The organism is Paraburkholderia sp. UCT70, assembly GCF_050434085.1.
Lineage (GTDB): Bacteria > Pseudomonadota > Gammaproteobacteria > Burkholderiales > Burkholderiaceae > Paraburkholderia > Paraburkholderia tuberum.
On sequence record NZ_JBNPVZ010000002.1, the window covers coordinates 2,786,668 to 2,805,951 of the forward strand.

Annotated in this window: 16 protein-coding genes and 5 pseudogenes; 6 read left to right on the forward strand and 15 right to left on the reverse strand. The window is 61.1% G+C overall.

Annotated features, from left to right (window positions below):
* Positions 1-350 precede the first annotated feature (350 nt).
* From OKW41_RS15110 to OKW41_RS15120, 3 genes and pseudogenes are all read left to right on the forward strand, one after another.
* Complete coding sequence (locus tag OKW41_RS15110) at positions 351-1,832, forward strand: M81 family metallopeptidase (protein ID WP_429573028.1); 1,482 nt, start codon at positions 351-353, stop codon at positions 1,830-1,832.
* Positions 1,833-2,058: 226 nt separating this feature from the next.
* Positions 2,059-2,427: pseudogene (locus tag OKW41_RS15115) on the forward strand (IS66 family transposase); the annotation flags it as partial.
* 102 nt (positions 2,428-2,529) lie between these two features.
* Positions 2,530-3,342 carry a class I SAM-dependent methyltransferase gene (locus tag OKW41_RS15120; protein ID WP_429573029.1) on the forward strand — a complete coding sequence of 271 codons (813 nt, stop codon included), beginning with the start codon at positions 2,530-2,532 and terminating at the stop codon, positions 3,340-3,342.
* Between the two features lie 398 nt (positions 3,343-3,740).
* Here the strand turns inward: OKW41_RS15120 and OKW41_RS15125 are convergent.
* From OKW41_RS15125 to OKW41_RS15170, 10 genes and pseudogenes are all read right to left on the reverse strand, one after another.
* Positions 3,741-3,966, reverse strand: a pseudogene (locus tag OKW41_RS15125) (tyrosine-type recombinase/integrase); the annotation flags it as partial.
* Between the two features lie 513 nt (positions 3,967-4,479).
* Entirely contained in the window at positions 4,480-5,865 is a 1,386-nt protein-coding gene (locus tag OKW41_RS15130; protein WP_429443956.1) for a sensor histidine kinase, read from the reverse strand.
* Positions 5,841-6,506 (reverse strand): response regulator transcription factor, encoded by a 666-nt coding sequence (locus OKW41_RS15135; RefSeq protein WP_429443957.1) that lies wholly within the window; start codon positions 6,504-6,506, stop codon positions 5,841-5,843. Before OKW41_RS15135 ends, OKW41_RS15130 begins: the two co-directional genes overlap by 25 nt.
* Positions 6,507-6,528: 22 nt before the next feature.
* Positions 6,529-6,918 (reverse strand): annotated as a pseudogene (locus OKW41_RS15140) (hypothetical protein); the annotation flags it as partial.
* Positions 6,919-6,929: 11 nt separating this feature from the next.
* Positions 6,930-7,382 carry a hypothetical protein gene (locus OKW41_RS15145; RefSeq protein WP_429573030.1) on the reverse strand — a complete coding sequence of 151 codons (453 nt, stop codon included), beginning with the start codon at positions 7,380-7,382 and terminating at the stop codon, positions 6,930-6,932.
* Positions 7,383-7,409: 27 nt separating this feature from the next.
* Positions 7,410-8,192 carry a COG4705 family protein gene (locus OKW41_RS15150; protein WP_429573031.1) on the reverse strand — a complete coding sequence of 261 codons (783 nt, stop codon included), beginning with the start codon at positions 8,190-8,192 and terminating at the stop codon, positions 7,410-7,412.
* Positions 8,193-8,259: 67 nt separating this feature from the next.
* Positions 8,260-8,937: an undecaprenyl-diphosphatase gene (locus tag OKW41_RS15155; RefSeq protein ID WP_429573032.1), complete on the reverse strand. Its 678-nt coding sequence runs from the start codon at positions 8,935-8,937 to the stop codon at positions 8,260-8,262.
* Positions 8,912-9,247, reverse strand: a complete 336-nt coding sequence (locus OKW41_RS15160; RefSeq protein WP_429573033.1) for a PepSY domain-containing protein — start codon at positions 9,245-9,247, stop codon at positions 8,912-8,914. The genes OKW41_RS15155 and OKW41_RS15160 overlap by 26 nt, the downstream gene beginning before the upstream one ends.
* A 374-nt stretch (positions 9,248-9,621) precedes the next feature.
* A pseudogene (locus OKW41_RS15165) lies at positions 9,622-9,867 on the reverse strand (type II toxin-antitoxin system RelE/ParE family toxin); the annotation flags it as partial.
* A 589-nt stretch (positions 9,868-10,456) separates the two neighbouring features.
* Complete coding sequence (locus OKW41_RS15170; RefSeq protein WP_429573034.1) at positions 10,457-10,984, reverse strand: DUF4142 domain-containing protein; 528 nt, start codon at positions 10,982-10,984, stop codon at positions 10,457-10,459.
* Between the two features lie 291 nt (positions 10,985-11,275).
* Between OKW41_RS15170 and OKW41_RS15175 the strand changes: the two genes are divergently transcribed.
* On the forward strand, positions 11,276-11,467 hold the full coding sequence (locus tag OKW41_RS15175; RefSeq protein ID WP_429573035.1) for a hypothetical protein: 192 nt from the start codon (positions 11,276-11,278) through the stop codon (positions 11,465-11,467).
* A 53-nt stretch (positions 11,468-11,520) separates the two neighbouring features.
* On the opposite strand, the gene OKW41_RS15180 is transcribed toward OKW41_RS15175, so the two are convergent.
* Together OKW41_RS15180 and OKW41_RS15185 are read right to left on the reverse strand one after the other, a co-directional pair.
* On the reverse strand, positions 11,521-12,711 hold the full coding sequence (locus tag OKW41_RS15180) for a M20 aminoacylase family protein (protein ID WP_429573036.1): 1,191 nt from the start codon (positions 12,709-12,711) through the stop codon (positions 11,521-11,523).
* Positions 12,712-13,250: 539 nt separating this feature from the next.
* On the reverse strand, positions 13,251-13,835 hold the full coding sequence (locus OKW41_RS15185) for a hypothetical protein (RefSeq protein WP_429443965.1): 585 nt from the start codon (positions 13,833-13,835) through the stop codon (positions 13,251-13,253).
* 431 nt (positions 13,836-14,266) lie between these two features.
* Between OKW41_RS15185 and OKW41_RS15190 the strand changes: the two are divergent.
* A pseudogene (locus tag OKW41_RS15190) lies at positions 14,267-15,428 on the forward strand (IS30 family transposase).
* Positions 15,429-16,162: 734 nt separating this feature from the next.
* Complete coding sequence (locus OKW41_RS15195) at positions 16,163-16,996, forward strand: DUF932 domain-containing protein (RefSeq protein WP_429573421.1); 834 nt, start codon at positions 16,163-16,165, stop codon at positions 16,994-16,996.
* Between the two features lie 361 nt (positions 16,997-17,357).
* Here the strand turns inward: OKW41_RS15195 and OKW41_RS15200 are convergent, their stop codons facing one another.
* Genes OKW41_RS15200 through OKW41_RS15210 form a run of 3 tightly spaced genes read right to left on the reverse strand, consistent with a single transcriptional unit; the run spans position 17,358 to position 19,269 of the window.
* On the reverse strand, positions 17,358-18,095 hold the full coding sequence (locus OKW41_RS15200) for a hypothetical protein (protein WP_429573037.1): 738 nt from the start codon (positions 18,093-18,095) through the stop codon (positions 17,358-17,360).
* Positions 18,085-18,792 carry a P-loop NTPase gene (locus tag OKW41_RS15205; RefSeq protein WP_429443970.1) on the reverse strand — a complete coding sequence of 236 codons (708 nt, stop codon included), beginning with the start codon at positions 18,790-18,792 and terminating at the stop codon, positions 18,085-18,087. The genes OKW41_RS15200 and OKW41_RS15205 overlap by 11 nt, the downstream gene beginning before the upstream one ends.
* Positions 18,793-18,801: 9 nt before the next feature.
* Entirely contained in the window at positions 18,802-19,269 is a 468-nt protein-coding gene (locus OKW41_RS15210; protein WP_429443971.1) for a hypothetical protein, read from the reverse strand.
* Positions 19,270-19,284 lie beyond the last annotated feature (15 nt).

Sequence of the window (19,284 nt, forward strand, 5' to 3'; positions counted from 1 at the left end):
CGGACAGCTGCTACAGTCGGTCGCGTATGGGTCTTCCGATCGGGCGCTACGAGAATTCAACGACACTGGAGAGCGAAGAGGTATGTCCCGCCGCTCCAACCTCCCAACCTCCTCACACCTCCGCCCTTTACAGGACATAGATTCGCTCCACCTAGCATCGTGAGCACTACGTGTGCCACTTACTTCATGCGTCGCAAATTAGCTTGATTGACCAGCGGAAGGCGACTTTACTGAACACATGTCCGGCGCCTCCAGAGGCCTTTTCTCCGCATTCAAGGAAGCGTTTATATCTGACTGCGCGGCAGCTGAGTTAACCAACGGCGGACGCCTACCCACCGAAAGGTAATCGCATGGCAAGGATAGCAATCGCTGGCTTCTTGCATGAGACGAATACATTTGCCTCCACGCGGGCCACGTTCAGAACGTTTGTTCAGGCTGATGCGTGGCCGGGTTTGCTCGTCGGGCGCGAAATGTTCGATGCGGTAGCTAACGCCAACCTTGCCGTCGAAGGATTTATCGCCGCGGCGCGATCGTCTCACGAACTGGTTCCGCTATTGTGGGCGTCGGCGAATCCGTCCGGCATGGTAACCGAGGACGCATTTGAAGCCATTTGCTTCATGCTTTGCCGCATGATCCACGATGCAGGGCCGCTTGATGGTCTCTTCCTCGATCTTCACGGTTCTATGGTGGCCGAGCACGTGGACGACGGAGAGGGCGAGTTACTCCGACGCTTGCGTGAGCTGGTCGGGGCAAAACTGCCGATTGTCGCAGCGTTGGATCTCCATGCGAACGTCTCGCCGGCTATGGTCGAACTTGCGAGCGGCCTCGTTTCCTATCGCACCTTCCCTCACGTCGACATGGCGCAAACGGGACATCGGGCGCTGAAGCTGATGGCCCCACTGCTTGCGGGTCTTGACCTGTACAAAGGCTATCGGCAACTCCCTTTCCTGATCCCTGTTCCATGGCAAAGCACCTTGACCGAACCGATGTGCAGTCTGTCCACTCTCGGTGCGACCATGGAGTCGGTTGATCTGGTCTCCGCCGATTTTTTGCCGGGTCTTCCGCTCGCGGATACCTATGACAGCGGCCCGAGTGTCATTGCTTACGGATCCGATCAAAGGGTGGTCGAAGCCGTCGTCAACCGGTTGAACGAAGCCGTTCTAGAGAAGCGCAGCGGTTTTTGCGGACGCCTGTACACGCCGGCAGAGGCAGTCGAATTGGCAATGCAGTACGCTAGCCGCCCCGCTGCAGGCGCCGTGATACTTGCCGATTCGCAAGACAATCCGGGCGGAGGTGGCAACGGCGATACAACTGACATCTTGCGTGAGTTAGTACGAAGGGGCGCCAGACGGGTTTGTGCTGGTGTGCTGACCGACGCTGAATTTGTACGGTTGGCCACGGAAGCTGGCGTCGGCGCGGTTCTTGATGCGCCCTTGGGGGCAGCGGACAGCACGACAGGTACTCCGCCTTTGCAGGCACCGTTTGAAGTCCTTGCGTTGGGCAGCGGCTCCTTCCTCGGTACAGGTCCGTTTTATCGCGGCTGTCGAATGAGCCTCGGGCCGATGGCCCGAGTGCGATGCGGGGGCCCCGACGCCGTCGAGATCGTGGTGTCCACCCGTAAGCAGCAGGCAGGCGACCGGGCGATGTTCCGGCATGTCGGTGCCGATCCGGCGGAATATCGCATTCTCATGCTCAAGAGTACGGTGCAATTCCGGGCCGACTTTGCTTCACTGGCCGTTGCGATTCTCGTTGTCGCCGCTTCGGGACCCAACATTGCTGACTTGCACCAGCTTCACTATGAAAAGCTGAGGCCCGGCGTCGAAGTGCTATAGACGGCGTCCTACCAGCGCCCCCCTGCACTGTCCATGTGCGATCGCGTCGTTTTATCGAGGATTCCACTGCTTCTGGCGCTATACGACGCCCGGTGTTTGATGCCTTCGCAGGGGACTCTAGCGGCGCAGAGATAAACCCGTTGGGAACTTTGGGCGTAAGCGCTTACGCGGGCTTCGATGAGCTGTTCCGCGACGGCTCGATACGCGAGGCGGCATGTCATGCCCGCTGTCGTCGAAGTCCGATACAGCCAAGGCGATCAACTACTCGCTTAACCAGTGGAGCGCGCTGACACTGTATTGCGAAGACGGTACGCTCGAGATCGACAACAACATCGCGGAGAACGCGCTGCGCTGCGTAAGCCTGGGCCGGAAGAATTTCGTGTTTGCCGGCTCGGACAGCGGCGGTGAACGGGCCGCCGCAATGTACGCGCTGATCGGCACTTGCGCGCTGAACGACATCGATCCGCGCGCCTATCTGGACTACGTACTAACGCACATCGCTGATCACAAGATCAATCGCATTGACGAGCTTCTACCGTGGCGAGTGGCCGACAAGCTGCACACACCTGGCAGTCCGCCGACTTCCCCTGCCTGACCGGACAAATCCGGATCACCATCATGCCTTACGTGCACGCGCGTGGACGAATGGCCTAGGTGAGCCGCTTACTTTGGGCAGGCAACCTTTGGAGACACTAACATGGAAGAGGATGCATTCAGCGCTTTCGAAAGACAAGGCTGGGAAAAGCTTGCCCAACCATATCACGCGTATTACGCGACCTTAACAGATCAATCGATTAAAGCACTCCTTGATGCGCTCAATCTCCAGCCCGGCATGCACCTGCTTGATGTCGCGACAGGTCCCGGTTATCTCGCTGCGGCGGCAGCGGCACGAGGGGCGAACGTTGTCGGCGTCGACTTCGCAGCCGCGATGGTCGAGCAGGCAAGAAGACTCTATCCCACGCTCGCATTTCGTTTCGGAAATGCTGAAGCGCTGCCGTTCGCCGACCAGAGCTTCGACACGGTAGGCAGCAATTTCGGATGGCACCATTTCCCCCATCCCGAACAGGCGCTTTCGGAGGCATATCGCGTACTGCGTCCGGGCGGAAGAATCGCTTTCACCGTCTGGGCCAGCCCGGAAAAGTGCGCCGGAATCGACATGGTCCTTAAAGCGATAGCAGCACACGGCAACCTAAACGTTGATCTTCCGCAGGCGCCCCCGTTCTTTCGCTTCAGCGACTGGCGTGAATGCGAGCGCGTACTGCTCGAAGCCTGCTTCGTTGAGCCGAAGGTCGAGGACGTCGCCCAAATCTGGCGTATTCGCGCGCCGGAAACCCCATTTCACGCCCTAATGCGCGGTGGAGTGCGCGTGGCCGCAATCCTGAAGGCGCAAACGCCGGAAGCGTTGGCGTTAATTGAAGAGGCAGTGTCTGAAAGCGCGGCGGAATATCGAGTTGACGGAGAGGTTCGGGTACCGATGCCCGCCGTGCTGGCTTCTGCGCGAAAAATCTAGAGACTTCGCCGCAACTTCCGGCTACCCAAGGTTCATAGGCACACGGGCATAACGGCGTTCGGGCATGCTGCGAGGATCGCAAGATATCGCACATTCCGCCCCCCCCCCCCCCCCCCCCCCCCCCGGCGTAACGAATGTCCGTAGCCTACCCGATGGTGTTGAAAAAGTCGCCCCGTCGCTTTCTCAGTTTTCCTGCGCGAAAATCGACCTCTCAGATCGGCCTACAAACCGCTCGCGCGTGCCGGCCAAGGGTAAGAAGACCCCTGAAAACCTCGCGACAGAGACGGTCAGCGACTTTTTCAACAGTATCTACCCTATAGCGGTCACTGATATTGCCTAAGTGAGCGTCGGGAGTTGGCCGGTTAGAGACAGTCTATTTACTCTGTAATGCGAAGTAATTACACGCGAATCCGCTCCACCTCGTCCAGACTGATGTCGTCACGGCGCCGGTCGTAGAGTTGCGTGGTGCGTCGACGCATGGTTGGCCATCGCCGCGGCGTTTTCCAGCGTACCGCCGTTTTTCAGATAGGCGGTAATGCCGGTCGCGCGGAACGTGTGGTTGCCGATCACCGTGCCGATGCCCGCTGCAAGCGCGCGGCGCCGCACCATCGCGAACGCTGCCGCCACTGACGCGTAGAACCGGTGAAAGCCGTCGCACACGCGATAGGCGAAGGGTGCGGCGGGATAGTCGGCCGATGGCAAGGCGACGAAGGGAACCGGCGGCATCTTGGCGCCGGTTGCCAGCCCGCTCAGAACATCGACCATTCGCGTCCGGTCGAATCCGCGCCAGTCGCGCATCACTTCGGGATTGCGAAACGGCGGCTCGATCTTCTGAAGCGGCACCCGGACCGCATCCGGGCTCGACCGGTAGCCCGGCTCACTCGCGCGAAAGGTTGTCATGCCGGCATCGGACCACCGGGAATCGGGGATTCCGGATTCGGCGGGCAGCAAAGGGAAGTTAAAACGCATCGTTTTTCAGGGAAGTTGGCGGATCAGGTCCATATGGTTCCTGCCCGCCGCGGTCTCCCATCGTGTCTGCGCCCGTTCCCAGCAGCGCCCCGATTTCCCCGGGCGTACGAAACCAACTCTAGTCTGACGTGTTTCGAGGGTTGGCCTGACGTCCAGTTGAGGTATAGCCTAATCTGACTCCTTCTGAACTGCATGGACTGTGGCGGCAGTCGGAAAGAGGACGGTGACGTCCAGACCGGTTAGCTTCTCCAGGTCAGAGAAGTCGAGGCGAATTTCCGCACCAATACGATTGGCAATCGTTTGGACGATGGACAGCCCCAGGCCAGAACCGATCTGCTCGCTGCCCAGCGTGCGGTAGAAGGGGTCAAAAACCCGCTCCCGTTCGGTCAACGGGATGCCTGGTCCGTTGTCCTGGATGCGCAACTCGGCCTTCCCGTCCGACACACCCACCGAAAGATCGACACGCCCTCCCTCTGCCGTGTAGCGGATGGCGTTATCAACCAGGTTCTTGACCACGGCGATCATGTCCAGCTCGCTCACCCAAACTTCGGCGTCTTGCATGCCTTCGACACCGATGTCGATGTGCTTGGCCTCGGCCAGCGGCATGAGGTCTTCCAGCACACGGCGGTAGATGCCCTGGACGGATACAGGCGACTTCGGCGAGTCGGCGGCCGACTGCGCCTTGGCCAAGGTCAGGAGTTGATCCAGGAGGCTCCGGCCGCGCTCGATCCCTTGGCGCAACACCGTCAATCGTTCGCGCGCCAGGCCGGACATTTCCGCTTCCGCCAGTCGTTCTGCTTGCAGCGAAAGGGCGGTCAGTGGCGAGCGCAGCTCGTGCGCGGCATCCGCCACAAAGCGGCGCTGTGACTCCATGGACTGGCCGACACGGGCGAGCAGGCGATTGATCGCCACGGCGAACGGCCGCACCTCGACCGGAAGGTGACGGTCTTCGACGGGGTGCAGTTCCTGCTCGGCGCGCTGGTCAATTTCCTTGGAGAGCGCGGCGATGGGGCGGAACATCTTGCGCACCAGGTCGGCGACGATCAGCAGCAGAACCGGAACGAGAATCAGGAAAGGCATCACAGTGCGAAGCGCCCCATCGCGGGCGATTTCATTGCGGAAGCCGGATTCCTGCGCCACGGCAATGCGCTCGCCAGCAGTCGTTGTCTTGACGAGCACGCGGAATGTCTCGCCGCCAACCTCCAGCGTATGCAGCCCATCGGCCAGTGTGGCCGGTAGCGGTAGTGTTCCTCCCGCATCCACGCCTGCCGGAAAGGAACTGGCCTCGCCCAAGCGCTGGACGATCACGCGCGATTCTTCATCGCCATCCTTGAGACGGGCATCTGTGGTTGGAGAGGCCGGTGAGAGGCGCTGCCGATCCATGAGCTGCGCCACCTGGCGCAGGGCATCATCCTGTAGCTCGTGGGCCTCGTCAAAAGCCGACAGGAACGAGAAGACGCCGGCCACGATCGCCACCACGAGGATGGCCAGCGACAGGGTGAACGACAGCTTGATCCGAACCGATTCGTTCAAGCGCCTTTTGAGACCATCCATCCGACTCCCCTTACGTTCTTGATGATCTCGCTGCCGAGCTTGCGCCGCAGCGCATGGATCAGAAACTCGACGGCATTGCTTTCGACCTCTTCCCCCCAGCCGTAGATGCGATCCTCCAGCTCGCTGCGCGAGAGAATGGCCCCAGGCCGAACTAGCAAGGCTTGCAGCAGCGAGAACTCACGGTTGGACAGTTGCGCCGAGGGGCCACCGTTGACGCTGGCTTCCTTCGTGGCCGGATCGAGCGATACCACGCCGTTGCTGAGAACGGGCACTGCGGTGCCGCCTTTGCGCCGCAGGACGGCGCGCATCCGGGCCAGCAGCTCCGCCATCTGAAAGGGCTTGAGCACATAATCGTCGGCCCCACCGTCCAGGCCGCGCAGGCGGTCATCCAGGCCATCGCGCGCCGTGATGATGAGCAGGGGAATCGGGTTGTCCTTGCCACGGATGCTGGCCAGCACCTCTAGCCCATCCTTGCCGGGCAGGCCCAGGTCGAGCAGCACCAGGTCGTAGTGCTGGCACCCCAGTGTCGTGAGCGCCGTCTGCCCGTCCTTCACCCAGTCAGCCGCATATGACACATCCTTCAATGCGCCCTGAATGGCTTCACCGATCATGGGATCGTCTTCGACTAGCAATACCCGCATCCGCCCTCCTCTCAATCGTTGTTCAATGTGCCGTCCTGGCCGCCTGCTGCCTGAACAGCAGGATAGCCGTCAGCATGAAAGCGAGCAGCGCGGCCGATGCCGAGTAGCGGCTTAAGGCCAGACCGCCCGCGCTCAGCGGCTTGTCCAGAAAATCACCGACCACGGCACCCAGCGGGCGGGTCAGGATGAACGCCGCCCAGAACGGCAGAGTGCGGGACACGCCGGTCCAGTAGTAGGCTGCCACGACCAGGGCGAGCAGCCCGCCGAACACGATGGCCGCGCCTGTGTAACCCAAGCCCGCCGTGTCAGCCGTCCAGTCACCCAACGCCGTACCCAAGGTCTGGGAGAACATGATCGTCAGCCAGTAGAAGGCTTCCGCCCTGGGCGAACTGACGGTACTCACCGACACGGACCACTTGCTAATCAGGCCTTGCCTTGCAGCGCGTCGAAGGCTTTCAGCAGGTTCGCCATGGCTGCCTTGCAATCCGCCTGGTTCGGCAAGTCGGCACGCAGGGCGGCCAACGCCTTGTCGATGGCCTTGTCGAGCACATGCCAGTCTTCGGCTGCCCGTGGTTTCAAACCTGCCTCGGCCGAATCCCACGAGACCTCCAAGTCCTTGATGCGGATCCTGGCTGCGGGCAGATCGCCCTTGTCCACAATGGTGGCCACATCCGTGGCGATGCTGCGGAACGCCGACAGGTCGCCCAGTCTGGAGGCGGTTTTGCCCTGCGGTGCCGAGGCAGTCTGGGCCGGTGTGGTAGGTGCCGTGCTCGCGTTGCTCTGATCGGCTGGCTTGGAACAACCGGCCGCCAGGGCCAGGAGCACGGCTGCCAACACGGCGGCCACAGGACGAGCGATTGAGTGCTGCATGGGCATGATTTCTCCTTGAGAGTAGAAAGAGGGTTACTCGGCGGCTCGCGCAGAGCGGCTTCCGTTCATGCCGATCTGTGCGACGGCCACGAGCATGACGATCACCGAAAGGAACAAGGCACTGGTCCACATGGCACCCATGCCAAGGCCACCGTAGGTCTTGGCTTGCGTCAGCAGATCGCCGAGCGCGGCCCCAAACGGACGAGTCAAGATGTAGCCGATCCAGAAGGTCAGTACCGCATTGCCACCCATGCGCCAGGCGGCGTAGGTAATGCCGATCAGCGCACCGAACGCCACCGCGCCCCACGTAAAGCCTAGGCCCAATGCCTCGGTCGCCAAGTCGCCAGCAGCGGTGCCCAGCGCGAAGGTGCAGAGGATGGCAGCCCAATAGAACAGCTCTCGACTGCGCGTCACGATGTCATGGATGGACAAGGTGCGCTCGACTCGATACCAGACGAAGAAGATCGCGGCGAGCGCCACGGCGAACGCCGAGGTGCTGATGTACAGGCTGACGCCCAGGCCATCGGTCAGCAAGTCGGTGATCTGGGTGCCTACCACGCTGACCAACACCACCGTCAGCCAGTAAATCCAAGGGGTGTAGCGGCTGGTGCGCAACTGCATAAATAGGGCTGCCGCCAGCAAGGCGGCCATGACCGTGCGTGTCACGCCTTGGCCCAAGCCCGCGTTGACCGCCAGGAAATCGGCTCCCGTCTCGCCCACCGTGGTGGACATGATTTTGATGATCCAGAACGACAGCGCGACTTCCGGGACTTTGTTGAGCCAGCCTGTGAAGCTGGTCGTGGGCATTTTGTTCATGGTGTTCTCCTGCCGATGTAAGGTCTTGTAATCAGTCTGACCAGGCTGACTTAGCCGAGCCATAGGTTCAGTCGCGCACCCATCCCAGCGTGATCAGCCTGCCGAAAAGCCTGCGATGGATGCCAGAGGCAAGCTGGTAGCTCGGCCCGAGGTACCAGTCTGCGGCGCGCAACGTCAGCCAGGCACTGAGCGCAGCGACAGCGATGGCTCCGAGCATGTCGAGCGGGAAGTGAACTCCCAGGTATATGCGCGCCCAGGCGATGGGTGCGCCCAACAAGGCCAATGCGACGCCTGCGCGCCGCAGCTTTTGCTGAAGCAAGAAACTAAGGGCAACCGACCACCACAGCGTCAGGTGGTCGCTCGGGAATGATGAATCAGCGACGTGCGGAATGAGCGTATGACCCAGCCCGATCATGAAAGGCCGGGGATGCGACCAGGTCAGGCCGATGAGTTGGTTGATGAGCAACCCCATCAGACCCGAGGCCGTGGCAATGAGCATCGTTTTCCGAGTCCCCTCGTTGCCGCGCAACCAGCCGATACCGATCAGGGCAGGAATGATCCAGATAAGCCATTCCGCAAGGAAAGTGGTCAGCGTCAACACGAGGGCATTCGGGGTGTTCAGGCGCGTTGAGCCATAGAAAGAGTGTTTGATTGAGATGTTCCATGAGGTCTCCGGGCCGGACCGCCGCGTCACGCGTGATCCGGCCACACTGGCGGTGTCAGTCTTGCTTGTCGTGGTCGTCATCGTGATCCCCCTTGTCCTCGGCAGAGGAGATGACCGTACCCCTGTCAGGATCGACCCGAACGTCGAAGACCTTGGCGCCGCTGACGACTTCCACGTCGTAGACCCAGCCTTGTTTCGAGTTCTCGTACTCGGCGCGTGACGCCTTGCCATTGGCGTGCTGTTCGGCAACGGTCACAGCCTGGGTGAGCGGAATCTTTGCTTTGCTGATCGCCAGGGCGTCGATCTCCATGCCGCCTTTGGCGGCGTAGGCGACAGCGCCAGTCGTGGCAATGGCGATGGCCAGCAGGGAAAGTTTGGTGTAGCGGTACATGATGCTTCTCCAGAGGAGTGCAGGGATTTGCACGATGGAGAAGCTACGCAAGCAGACTTAGCTGCTACTGAGCCAAGCCGTCGCCGTTATCGCCGAGGACGGCAGGTAATGGCTTAGCGTGCTTTTGTTTTCCGTTTCTGAGACGACCCCAAGATAGATGGTCCTCCCGCTCAATTAGTACTCGGGCCATAGGGACGGCTGCCGTATAAACAATCATGGGACTGTCACTACTCCGACAGCCGTCTCATACATATCTGAAACCGGACCGTTGATGAGTGCTCGCGAGTGGCGGGTGCGGGTCGCGCAAACACATTCGAAACGCCTGGCGTAGGCGCTTAGCGTACGAAAAAATCCGTTTCTTGAGGGCACCCCTAGTTGCGATGCACGATCATCTCGCGCGTGCCGCGCATCCGGCCGGCGCGGTCCAGCCTGGGCCGCGTGCGGAGGCCGTCAGCCTTCGCGCGGATCTTCCGCACCAGTTCGAGCGCCGCATCGGGATTGTCCTGACCGCTGTAATCAAGGATATCAAACAGGTCATTTTCTGCCTGCACCTTCCATTCAAGCCTTCGCACGCTTGCCCTTGCGCATCGCCTCGATGCGTGTGTTTCGGCCTTCTTCATCACGTCCTCGTGCGAAATCGTCGGACGCGGATCGTAATTGTGGGCAGAAGTACCGCCGAGTGGCCGCTTTTTCGGTCACCACGCTCGACTGGCCGTGGCCGATCACTGCCTCATGAAATTCGCACGCGAGCCCTGAACTTCGCGAAGCGTCGATCGGCAGCACGCGACCCAATATAGGCCGGTTAGTCGCGAGGATTCTAGCGGCGCTTCCTTAGCTACAACGGCCATTCGCCCGTGGGCGCGCACCGGCCGCCTTGGTCGCTCACCGACGGAATCTGCACGTCGCCGCAGCCAGGGGACGCTTCGTCACTGCGTGCTGTGAGCGTTGAGCACCGTTGCCATGTATTCCGTCGCAAAGTCGACGAATGCCTTCGCCCGGGCCGGCATGACTTGCTCCGCAGTGAAATTCGTTGGTGTCGGTTGCGCAAAAAGTGTGCATATGGGCGCTACTTAATCGGCGGACGCCGCCTGAAATGCATCGGGACGTGCGCAGTATCGAGCGCGTCGCACATCAGCTCGAAGCCGGCATTGTCGGCATCAGCGAAGGTGCACCCGCAAGCGAGGCTGGCTCACCCGAATCCCCTGGGGATTACCAGAGCCGTGCCGATTGCAGTCGAATCGCATAGTCGAGATGCAAGATGAAAATCACGCGCGCTCTGACGAGCAGCGCCTTCAGTTGCGCGTTCTTCGCGGAGGGAATCAGCGTGTTGTCCACCGCATGAACCAATTGCTGGTGATATGTGATCTCTTGATAGAGGTAGTCTCCGTCGAACGCGTACTCATCGACCGCTTTCAACCTGGCGAGGTTGTCATCCCCTTCGGTCCGAAACGCCTCGCTCATCCTACTATTTTCGGGGTAGAGCATCAGCCTCTGCGTCAATTCGACGGCTGATTGATACAAGTCCCTGTGTTCTGCGATCATTTTTCCAGCGAAATTCTGGATGCTTCTACTCTGGCTTCGGCTTAGCGCGAGGTTGCCCGCCTCGATTTCGGCTCGATTCGCAACCATGAGGATGGCGGCGATTTGCTGGTCAGTGTGTTGCGCGTGTACGTCATACATGCGCAGCGACAATGCAGCGAGTAACACCAGCGCGGCAGCTTTGCGGCTCGGGATCATCTTTCGCCTCCGGTTCGAACCATTGAACGGACAAGTCTGCTGCGGTACTGCATTGACCGGTTGCCGTACCGTTGTAGCCGTTGCTTTCCAAGCTCCCATTTTGCGCCCGAGACGCGCGGTCGAGTGGCCTGTCTCAACGGCGAGCAGTCGCTTGGTATGGTCACTCACGGACGAGATTTTGTCTTCTTCATCACTTCGTTCTACCGCCGCCTTCCCATCAACCTGACAAAGCCGCTACCGCCCCTGCGACGTCTAAGCTTGTACTTGTTGCGAGCCGTGAACGAAGGCGTGATGTCTTGTCCGAGAGGCGAATGCGGGAGATCTGCACGTCCGGTGCGGGTGAACCGCGCGGTGGTCGAGATGGACCCGGTCACGCAGCCGAACACCGCGCTCGTCGAGGAAGCGGCGGTGGCCGCCCACTCGCTGAAGGTTCAGGTCGACGTGCTGCGCGAAGCGATCGAAAACTTCTCGCTGCCGGCCTGACCGCCGCTTCGGCCATACGTGACGAGCGTCATGCGCAGAAAATTTGATAAAAGTTATTGCGCGAGAAACCTTTCGACGAGGCGCGCCCAGTACGCCGCGCCGACCGGAAGGTTGGCATCGTTGAAGTCGTAGTGCGGGTTGTGGACCATGCAGCCGTCCTCGCCTGCGCCGTTGCCGATGCACAGAAACGAGCCCGGGCGCTCGTGTAGCATGAACGCGAAGTCTTCGCTGCCCATCAGGATGTCCGCGTTCGCGACGACGTTTTCTTCCCCGACGAGTTCGCGCGCCACCTGCGCGGCGAATTCCGTCTCCGCGTCAGTGTTCACGACGACAGGATGGCCCTCCTCGTACGCCACCACCGCCGTCGCGCCGTAGCTCGCGGCCTGCGCCTGCACCAACTCGGCGATGCGGCGCTTGAGCAGCGCGCGCACTTCCTCGCTGAACGAGCGCACACTCAGTTCCAGCTTCGCCGAATTCGAGATGACGTTGTTCGCCGTGCCAGCATGCAGTGAGCCGACTGTGACGACCGCCGGCTGCGACGGATCGACGTTGCGCGCGACGATGGTCTGCAGCGCCATCACGACGCTCGACGCCACCACGACCGGATCGACCGTCAGATGCGGCCGCGCCGCGTGCCCGCCGACGCCTTTGATCGTAATCGTCACTTTGTCGCCCGCGGCCGTGAACGCACCCTTGCGGAACAGGAACGTACCCGGCGGCATGCCCGGATGGTTGTGCGCGCCGAACACGGCGTCGCACGGAAAGCGCGTGAAGAGGCCGTCAGCGATCATCTTCTGCGCGCCGCTCGGGACGCTGCGCTCCTCCGCCGGCTGGAAGTACAGATGCACCGTGCCGCTGAAACGCTGCATGCGCGCGAGATGGCGCGCGGCACCGAGGAGCATCGTCGTGTGACCGTCGTGGCCGCATGCGTGCATCTTGCCGTAGATCGCACTGGCGTAGGGCTTGCGGGTCTGCTCGACGATCGGGAGCGCGTCCATGTCCGCGCGCAGGCCGATGCTGCGCGTGCCCTCGCCGACCTCCAGCGTGCCGACGACGCCCGTCTCGCCGACGTCGCGCGTCACCTGCCAGCCCCATTCGGCAAGCTTCTCCGCGACGAGCGCGGCCGTTCGCAGTTCCTCGAAGGCGAGTTCGGGATGCTGGTGGATGTGGTGGCGAATCTCGCGCAGGGAGGGGGCATCGTCGGCGAGATCGGGGATTTCGGTGTAGCGGGAAGTGAGAGTCATCGGGGAAGCCTTCGTGTGCCGGGTCGGCGCGGCGGCTTTTGGGTCGTGTCAACATTTACGGGCTGCAAAAGCAACTTGCGCACCGCTACACATGTCGCTCAGGTATAGCACACGAATTCAGCCGCAACCGGGGATAACCTCGAGCTATTTGGCCAAGATGCCGGATGTTTCGGCAGCTTTTTCCGACGGCGGCCTGGTTCGCCGCCGATGGCTTTTACCTAACGGGCCCGTCGGGGCGGGCAGCAGTCGACCCACAACTGACGGTTAGGCCCGCGCGCAGTCAAAGGCCGCTTGTAGCGGGTACTACGGCCATCCACTCTCCTCGTCCGTTCGACGGCATGTCGGCATACCCGCCATTCACCGCGCCGCGATAGTGGCGATGCTGCAATGACCGCTTTCGAGCGAATCGAACAGATGCCCCCCGACCCAAAGTCGTCTCTACCAGCCTTGCTTCGCGTCCTCGAGGCCTACAAGCGTGCTATCGCCACAGTTCGCTCTAGCTCTCAAAACAGAGTGATCCAGTAGTCGCCAACGCCTCTTCAGCGACCTCGTCCTTCCACGTCGAACTTCTCGCCAACCACGCTTTCCTGAGCCCGCATGTTGCACGCCGGCGTCGGGCCGCAGGTTGTTATTCCATTCGACGCAGTGAAAGGGCCGGCAATTTCCTGATGGCTTACAACACCGTGAAGTCGGTGGCCCCCTTCGGTCAGCACGAATCTAACGTCAATGATGGTGGAAGCGATGGGAGCAGGAAACGTAATATGCATCACGCCCGTGCAGTTCGGGAAGACGGTATATGTGCCAGTTTCGCCCGTATCAAATCCGGTCGTCGGGTCTGTCAATCCGGGCCGTTTAGACCCGTCACTAGTCACGTAGTCAGACCGGGTGAAGCCGCCAGTGCCATCAAACTTCTGGATAAACACTGCGTCAACGAGGGAGGGATTGGGGATTCGGTGTGGAGTGCCGTCTGCTTCGAAGAAGCCGATGAATTCGCCGCGAAGCGAAAAGCCATAGAGGCCTTTGAGCGTCGCGTTGGAACACCTATCTTCTGCATGCGCCGTACCACTTACGGTCAGCAATGCGGCGCTTGCAAGCACCGCCTGTTTCCAGAAGTTGCGGGTCATTTTTCATCTCCTGTTTGACGATTAAGAGGTCCGTGGACGCCGCCCCGCCTGAATTGTGTTTTATTTGGACTCCGATGGCGTGCAGAAGGGACGGCCGGCGCATGAATGCCGCCGAAACGCGGACATGGCTCGGTAATTCACTAGCGGAATGCCTCGCGAATCACACGACAATATTAGGAAGTTGAGTCGTACTTTCCGGCCAAGATTCAGACGTGTCCAGGGAACTGAAAGCGGAATGTCATAGCGCCGATACACGCTTTGCTTCCTGGGCGGCAGCTCTCGCGGTTGCCCGAGCACGATCGAACCTCCAACGTCGGCATTGGCCGAGGGTGTGGCGTATCGGATCTGCATCTCAACGGCCGCTACCTGGGGCGGATTCAACCGGTCGATGCAACACAATGAACGTCGCATGAGCGGCGGGAGTGTTGCAAATGAAACAGAGGCGCCGGATCTATTACAGCGAAAGCCAGAAGGCATTGATGTGGGAACGCTGGCGCAAAGGCGAGTCGTTGCAGCACATCGCCCAGCTATTTTGACCGCAATCACTCGTCAGTACAGGGAATTCTGGCGCAAACTGGAGGAATCCAGCCTGCACACCGCCAGCGATCCCGGCTGGCGCTGACGCTTGCCGAACGCGAGGAGATTTCGCGAGGCCTCGTCGCGGGTGATTCGATTCAGTCAGTCGCCCGGCGACTGTCGCGGTCACCGTCCACGATCTGTCGCGAGATCAAGCGCAACAGTGGGCAGGGCGGCTATCGGGCCAGCCACGCCGACCAGCTGGCATGGGATCGGTCGCTGCGCCCCAAAGTCTGCAAACTGGTCGAGCACCGGACGCTGGCCCATATCGTGGCCGACAAGCTCCAGTTGCAGTGGTCGCCCCAGCAGATTGCTGGATGGCTCAAACGAGCCTGGCGGGGCAACGAGGACTACCACGTGTCACACGAGACCATCTACCGCAGTCTTTTCATTCAGGCACGGGATGCACTGAAGAAAGAGTTGCTGGAGCATCTACGGCGCACCCGGGCCATGCGTCGCTCGCGCCATCACACCCAGAAAACGGACGACCACGGCAGGATCCGTGAGGCGGTATCAATCCGTGAACGCCCCGCCACTGTGGAAGACCGTGCGGTGCCGGGACACTGGGAAGGCGATCTCCTGTGTGGCAGTGGCGGTAGCCAGATTGCAACGCTTGTAGAGCGTCAGACGCGCTATGTGATGCTGGTGAAGATCGCCAGCAAGGACAGCGAAACAGTAGTCAATGCGCTCATCAGACATGCTGGAAAGCTGCCGAAGGAACTGTATAAATCGCTTACCTGGGATCGGGGATCAGAGATGGCGAACCACAAGCAGTTCACCATTGCCACCGACATTGCCGTGTACTTCTGCGATCCGAAACACCCCTGGCAACGGGGCTCGAATGAAAACACCAACGGCCTGTTAAGACAATACTTCCCGAAAGGCATCGATCTGTCGGTCTACTCACAGGCCAAACTCAATGCCGTGGCTCGAAGGCTGAACGAGCGTCCAAGGAAGACACTGGATTACGAAACGCCGGCTGAACGGTTCCATCGAACTATTGCATCGACCGGTTGAATCCGCCCCGGGAAGCTGCCATTAAGGTGGCACGATCTTCGGCGGCCGGAGCGGGTCGTGAGTACGCGTTCGCCTATGTGAGCGTTGCCGCTCCGGAGCCGGCTCGGGCGAACGGCCGGTTAGCACTATGCAGCCGCCCGATGAATGTCGGTAGCTGAGCGTCTGCATTGGCCGAAGAGCTGCGGCCAGCCCGGTGTCAGCGAATGACCGCTGGACATGGGTGACCCGCCGTTGACACCGCTGCGATCCGTACCGATCGTAACGGGAGTCAAAATTCGTTTATGCGGCGAGGCCGGGTTTTCGCGCTGAGCGTTGAGCAGAGTGCCGCGCCTCACCCGTTCCAGGCGTCCATCCGGGGCGCAGCAGACAACCCCGTCCCCTCCTAGCCAGGCGTGGCCGGCACGGCCACGCTGCCGCGCCTGCCGCGCGGCACCCTCACCCGGTCAACTCGTGGCATGGCATGCACCCGGCTCCCAGGTTCCCGCCCTTGACCCGCGACCGTAGCCGATAGCGGGCAGGCATCAAGGGGCGAGGGACCGTGTCGCCCGCACCCCTCCCTCGCCTTTTTCCTTGACGCCTGCCCGCTATCGGCTCCTCCAGTCGCACGGGCGGGAACCCGGGACCCTGGCGGCAGCAACGCCAACCCCGAGTTCCACCGGGAGGTGTCCAGCCGCAACGGCAAGTCACATCCCCTCGCCCGGTTCAGGTCCTCAACCTTGACCGTGGAGACTGCCATGCAACTCGCTTCCTCTTTCCGTTACGGCTCCCCGATGCTGCGCGCTGACTCGCCCCTTTCAGATGATCAGATTCGCCGTGTTGCCCCGTCCATCTTCGCGGACGGCAAGCACGAAAGCCGTTCGGAACGCTACACGTACATTCCCACCATCGACGTGCTGCGCGGCCTACGCAACGAAGGCTTTCAGCCGTTCATGATCTGCCAGACCCGCGTGCGCGATGAGGGCAAGCGCGAATTCACCAAGCATATGCTCCGGCTGCGCCATGCCGACCAGATCACCGGCGAGGAAGCCGACGAAATCGTGCTGCTGAACTCGCACGACGGCACGAGCAGTTACCAGATGCTCGCAGGCACGTTCCGGTTTGTGTGCCAAAACGGCATGGTGGCTGGCGAGAACATCGCCGATATCCGTGTGCCGCACAAAGGCAACGTCGTTCAGAACGTGATCAATGGCGCGTTCGACGTGCTCGACGGCTTCGACCTGATCCGCGAGCAGAAGGAAGGCATGCGCGCCGTGACGCTCGACCGCGACGAACAGCACGCGTTTTCCCGCTCCGCGCTCGCACTGCGCTACGACCCAAGCGACGCCGAAGCACCCGCCCCCATCACCGAAAGCCAATTGCTCGCGCCGCGTCGTTACGAGGATCGCCGCAATGATCTCTGGACGGTCTTCAACCGCATTCAGGAAAACCTGACCAAGGGCGGTCTACATGGACGTTCGCGCACGGGCCGGTCCATGTCCACGCGCCCCATCACCGGCATCGATCAGAACGTGAAGCTGAACCGCGCCCTCTGGATGCTCGCGGACGCCATGCGCCAGATGAAGGTGTAACCGACCGTGGGGCGGCGCACTCGCGCCGCCCATTCTCCGCCGTTGCTGAAGAAGGTCGACGCCGCTGCCACCGCCGAACTGCGGCCCGCGAAAGTCGCACGGGTCCCGGAAGTCCTCACCGTTCGCGAGATTTCGACCATACCCTCGTGGGCCGTCCGCGACGACGTGGATGAGGACGACTCCGTTACCGGAAGCGACACAGGAAACTCGCGGGACAGCAACGACGACGACGCGGAATCAGCGCACAGCCGGCGTGGCCCTTCCCGACTGCCGCCATAGTGAATACGGCGCAAGGCTGCCCTTCGCGACGCGTAAGCTTCGCCTCGTACTGATGACGCGGCACAGCAGGCGGCAGCACCCTCTAGGGGCCGCCGTGTGCCTGCCGCAACTGCACCGCGCGACAATTCGCGCCCGCCGTATGACCACCCGCCCCCCCTTCCACTAAACCGTCCACGACCAGTAACATCAGGCAGAGCACGGCTCCGCCCATCAGCAATAGACGGCGCATCGAGCGTGCAAAACGCCTTTCCATCCCTGTCGCCATCGCATCCACCCGCACCACCGTTGCATCAGTTGCCTGTCCGAACGCGCCAATCGCATCATCCAGCCGCTCACGCTGCTCGCGCCCCGAAATTGCAGCTGCGCCAATCAGCCGATTACCTGCCGAGCGCGCGACCCGATTTGCTATACGCACGGTCAAAGCCGTCAGCGCCGCCTCATTGAGATTCGCCAGCGCAGCCCGATACCGCGCCTCATGTTCCCGTATCAGCTTTTCCGCGAGTTGGATCGTCGACTTGCACCGCTCAAGCGCATCCTGGTGTTGTTGCATCAGAGCATCGGTCGCGCCGCCGACTTCTCGGCGCGCGGCTTCGAGACTGCCCTCGCTCACCCACCGAATACGTTCCGGCATCCCCTCATACAGGCGCGCATAGTATTCGAGCACCGCGATGATCGACCATAGCGCGTCGTTCTCTTGCAGATTCAGTACGCTCGATACTCGACGCATACGGGCCAGACTAGCCTCGTCCGGGACATCGCCGGATATTTCATGAAACAGGCGCATGAGCGGATCAACCGGCTGCGATCGTCTACTGCTCATGGGCGGTCCCGTCGGCGCCGATCGCCTTCGCGAACATGACATCGCACAACGCCCGCCAACGCAATAGTTCCGCTCGCTCCCCTATGTGCATCATTTCCGACGCCTTGCGGATGGACATCCGCCGACTCCGAAGTTCGTCGGCCACACGATCCGCAAGATCTGGAAAATCGAGTGAGTGCCCTCTCGCCTCAATGGTCTTGCGAAGCTGCGATAACTGATACAGCGCGAACTTGTCGGGCGTGCCGAAATAGCCATTTCGCACCACGTGCGTCACCGCATTGGGAAATGTCTTACTGAATGCGTGCAGCAGCTCGAGGCTGTCGCGCTGCCGGTTGATCACCCACAGCACGACGAGCTGACGCCGCAATTCGCCGAGCGTACTGGCGAGTGTCGCACCGAAGCGTGCGACACCCGTCTGACTGCGAGCCGCCGTGTTCACGATGACGGCGGCGTCCCGGCGTTCGTCGCAGAAGTTGACAAGACCGATCCAGCCGTCTGCCTCGTCCAGGCTATAGGCGATGCAATGCATCTCGTCCTGAACAGATTTCATTACGTCTGGATTGGAAGTATCGGTTTCAACCAGGGCGACAGGAAAGTCGTGCCGCTGCAGGTAATCGGCCAGCGCGAGTGAAACAAAGCTCTTGCCAACACCGCCCTTGCTGCCACCGACCAGATAAATGGGATAAGTCGTTGCCATATGAGCCCTCTACAGGTTTTCGATATCGGGCGTGATCTCGAACGAGAAAGCATCCCGAATCACCATTGACCCCGGCGTGGTCACTGTCTTTCCCCCATCCTGCCTGGATTCCTTCTCTGCGCTGTCCGCGCTCCACGACCTTGTCTGATTGGGCTTCTTGGCGCGAGGCGATGCTACCGTCGGAGTCGTCGTCGTGATTTTCTTTCCCACGGGCTCGGACTTGCTTTCCTTCGTCGCGCGTTGAATCGCGTACCTCAACGTGCTGGTACTGATGTCCACGCCCTCCTGCGCCAGCTGCTGGACGATCTCTTCGAGCGTGTACCCTTTCCTTTTCGCGCCACTGATTTGAGGTTGCATCGACTTCACCGCATCGCACACATTGACGCGATGCTCGTGCGCAGGCTTTTCCGGCAGCGCGTCGAGACGGCGCGCCGCAGCGTCCCATTGGGCTTGAGTAAAGCTCTTCACGAGCGGCATGATCCGCCTCAACAC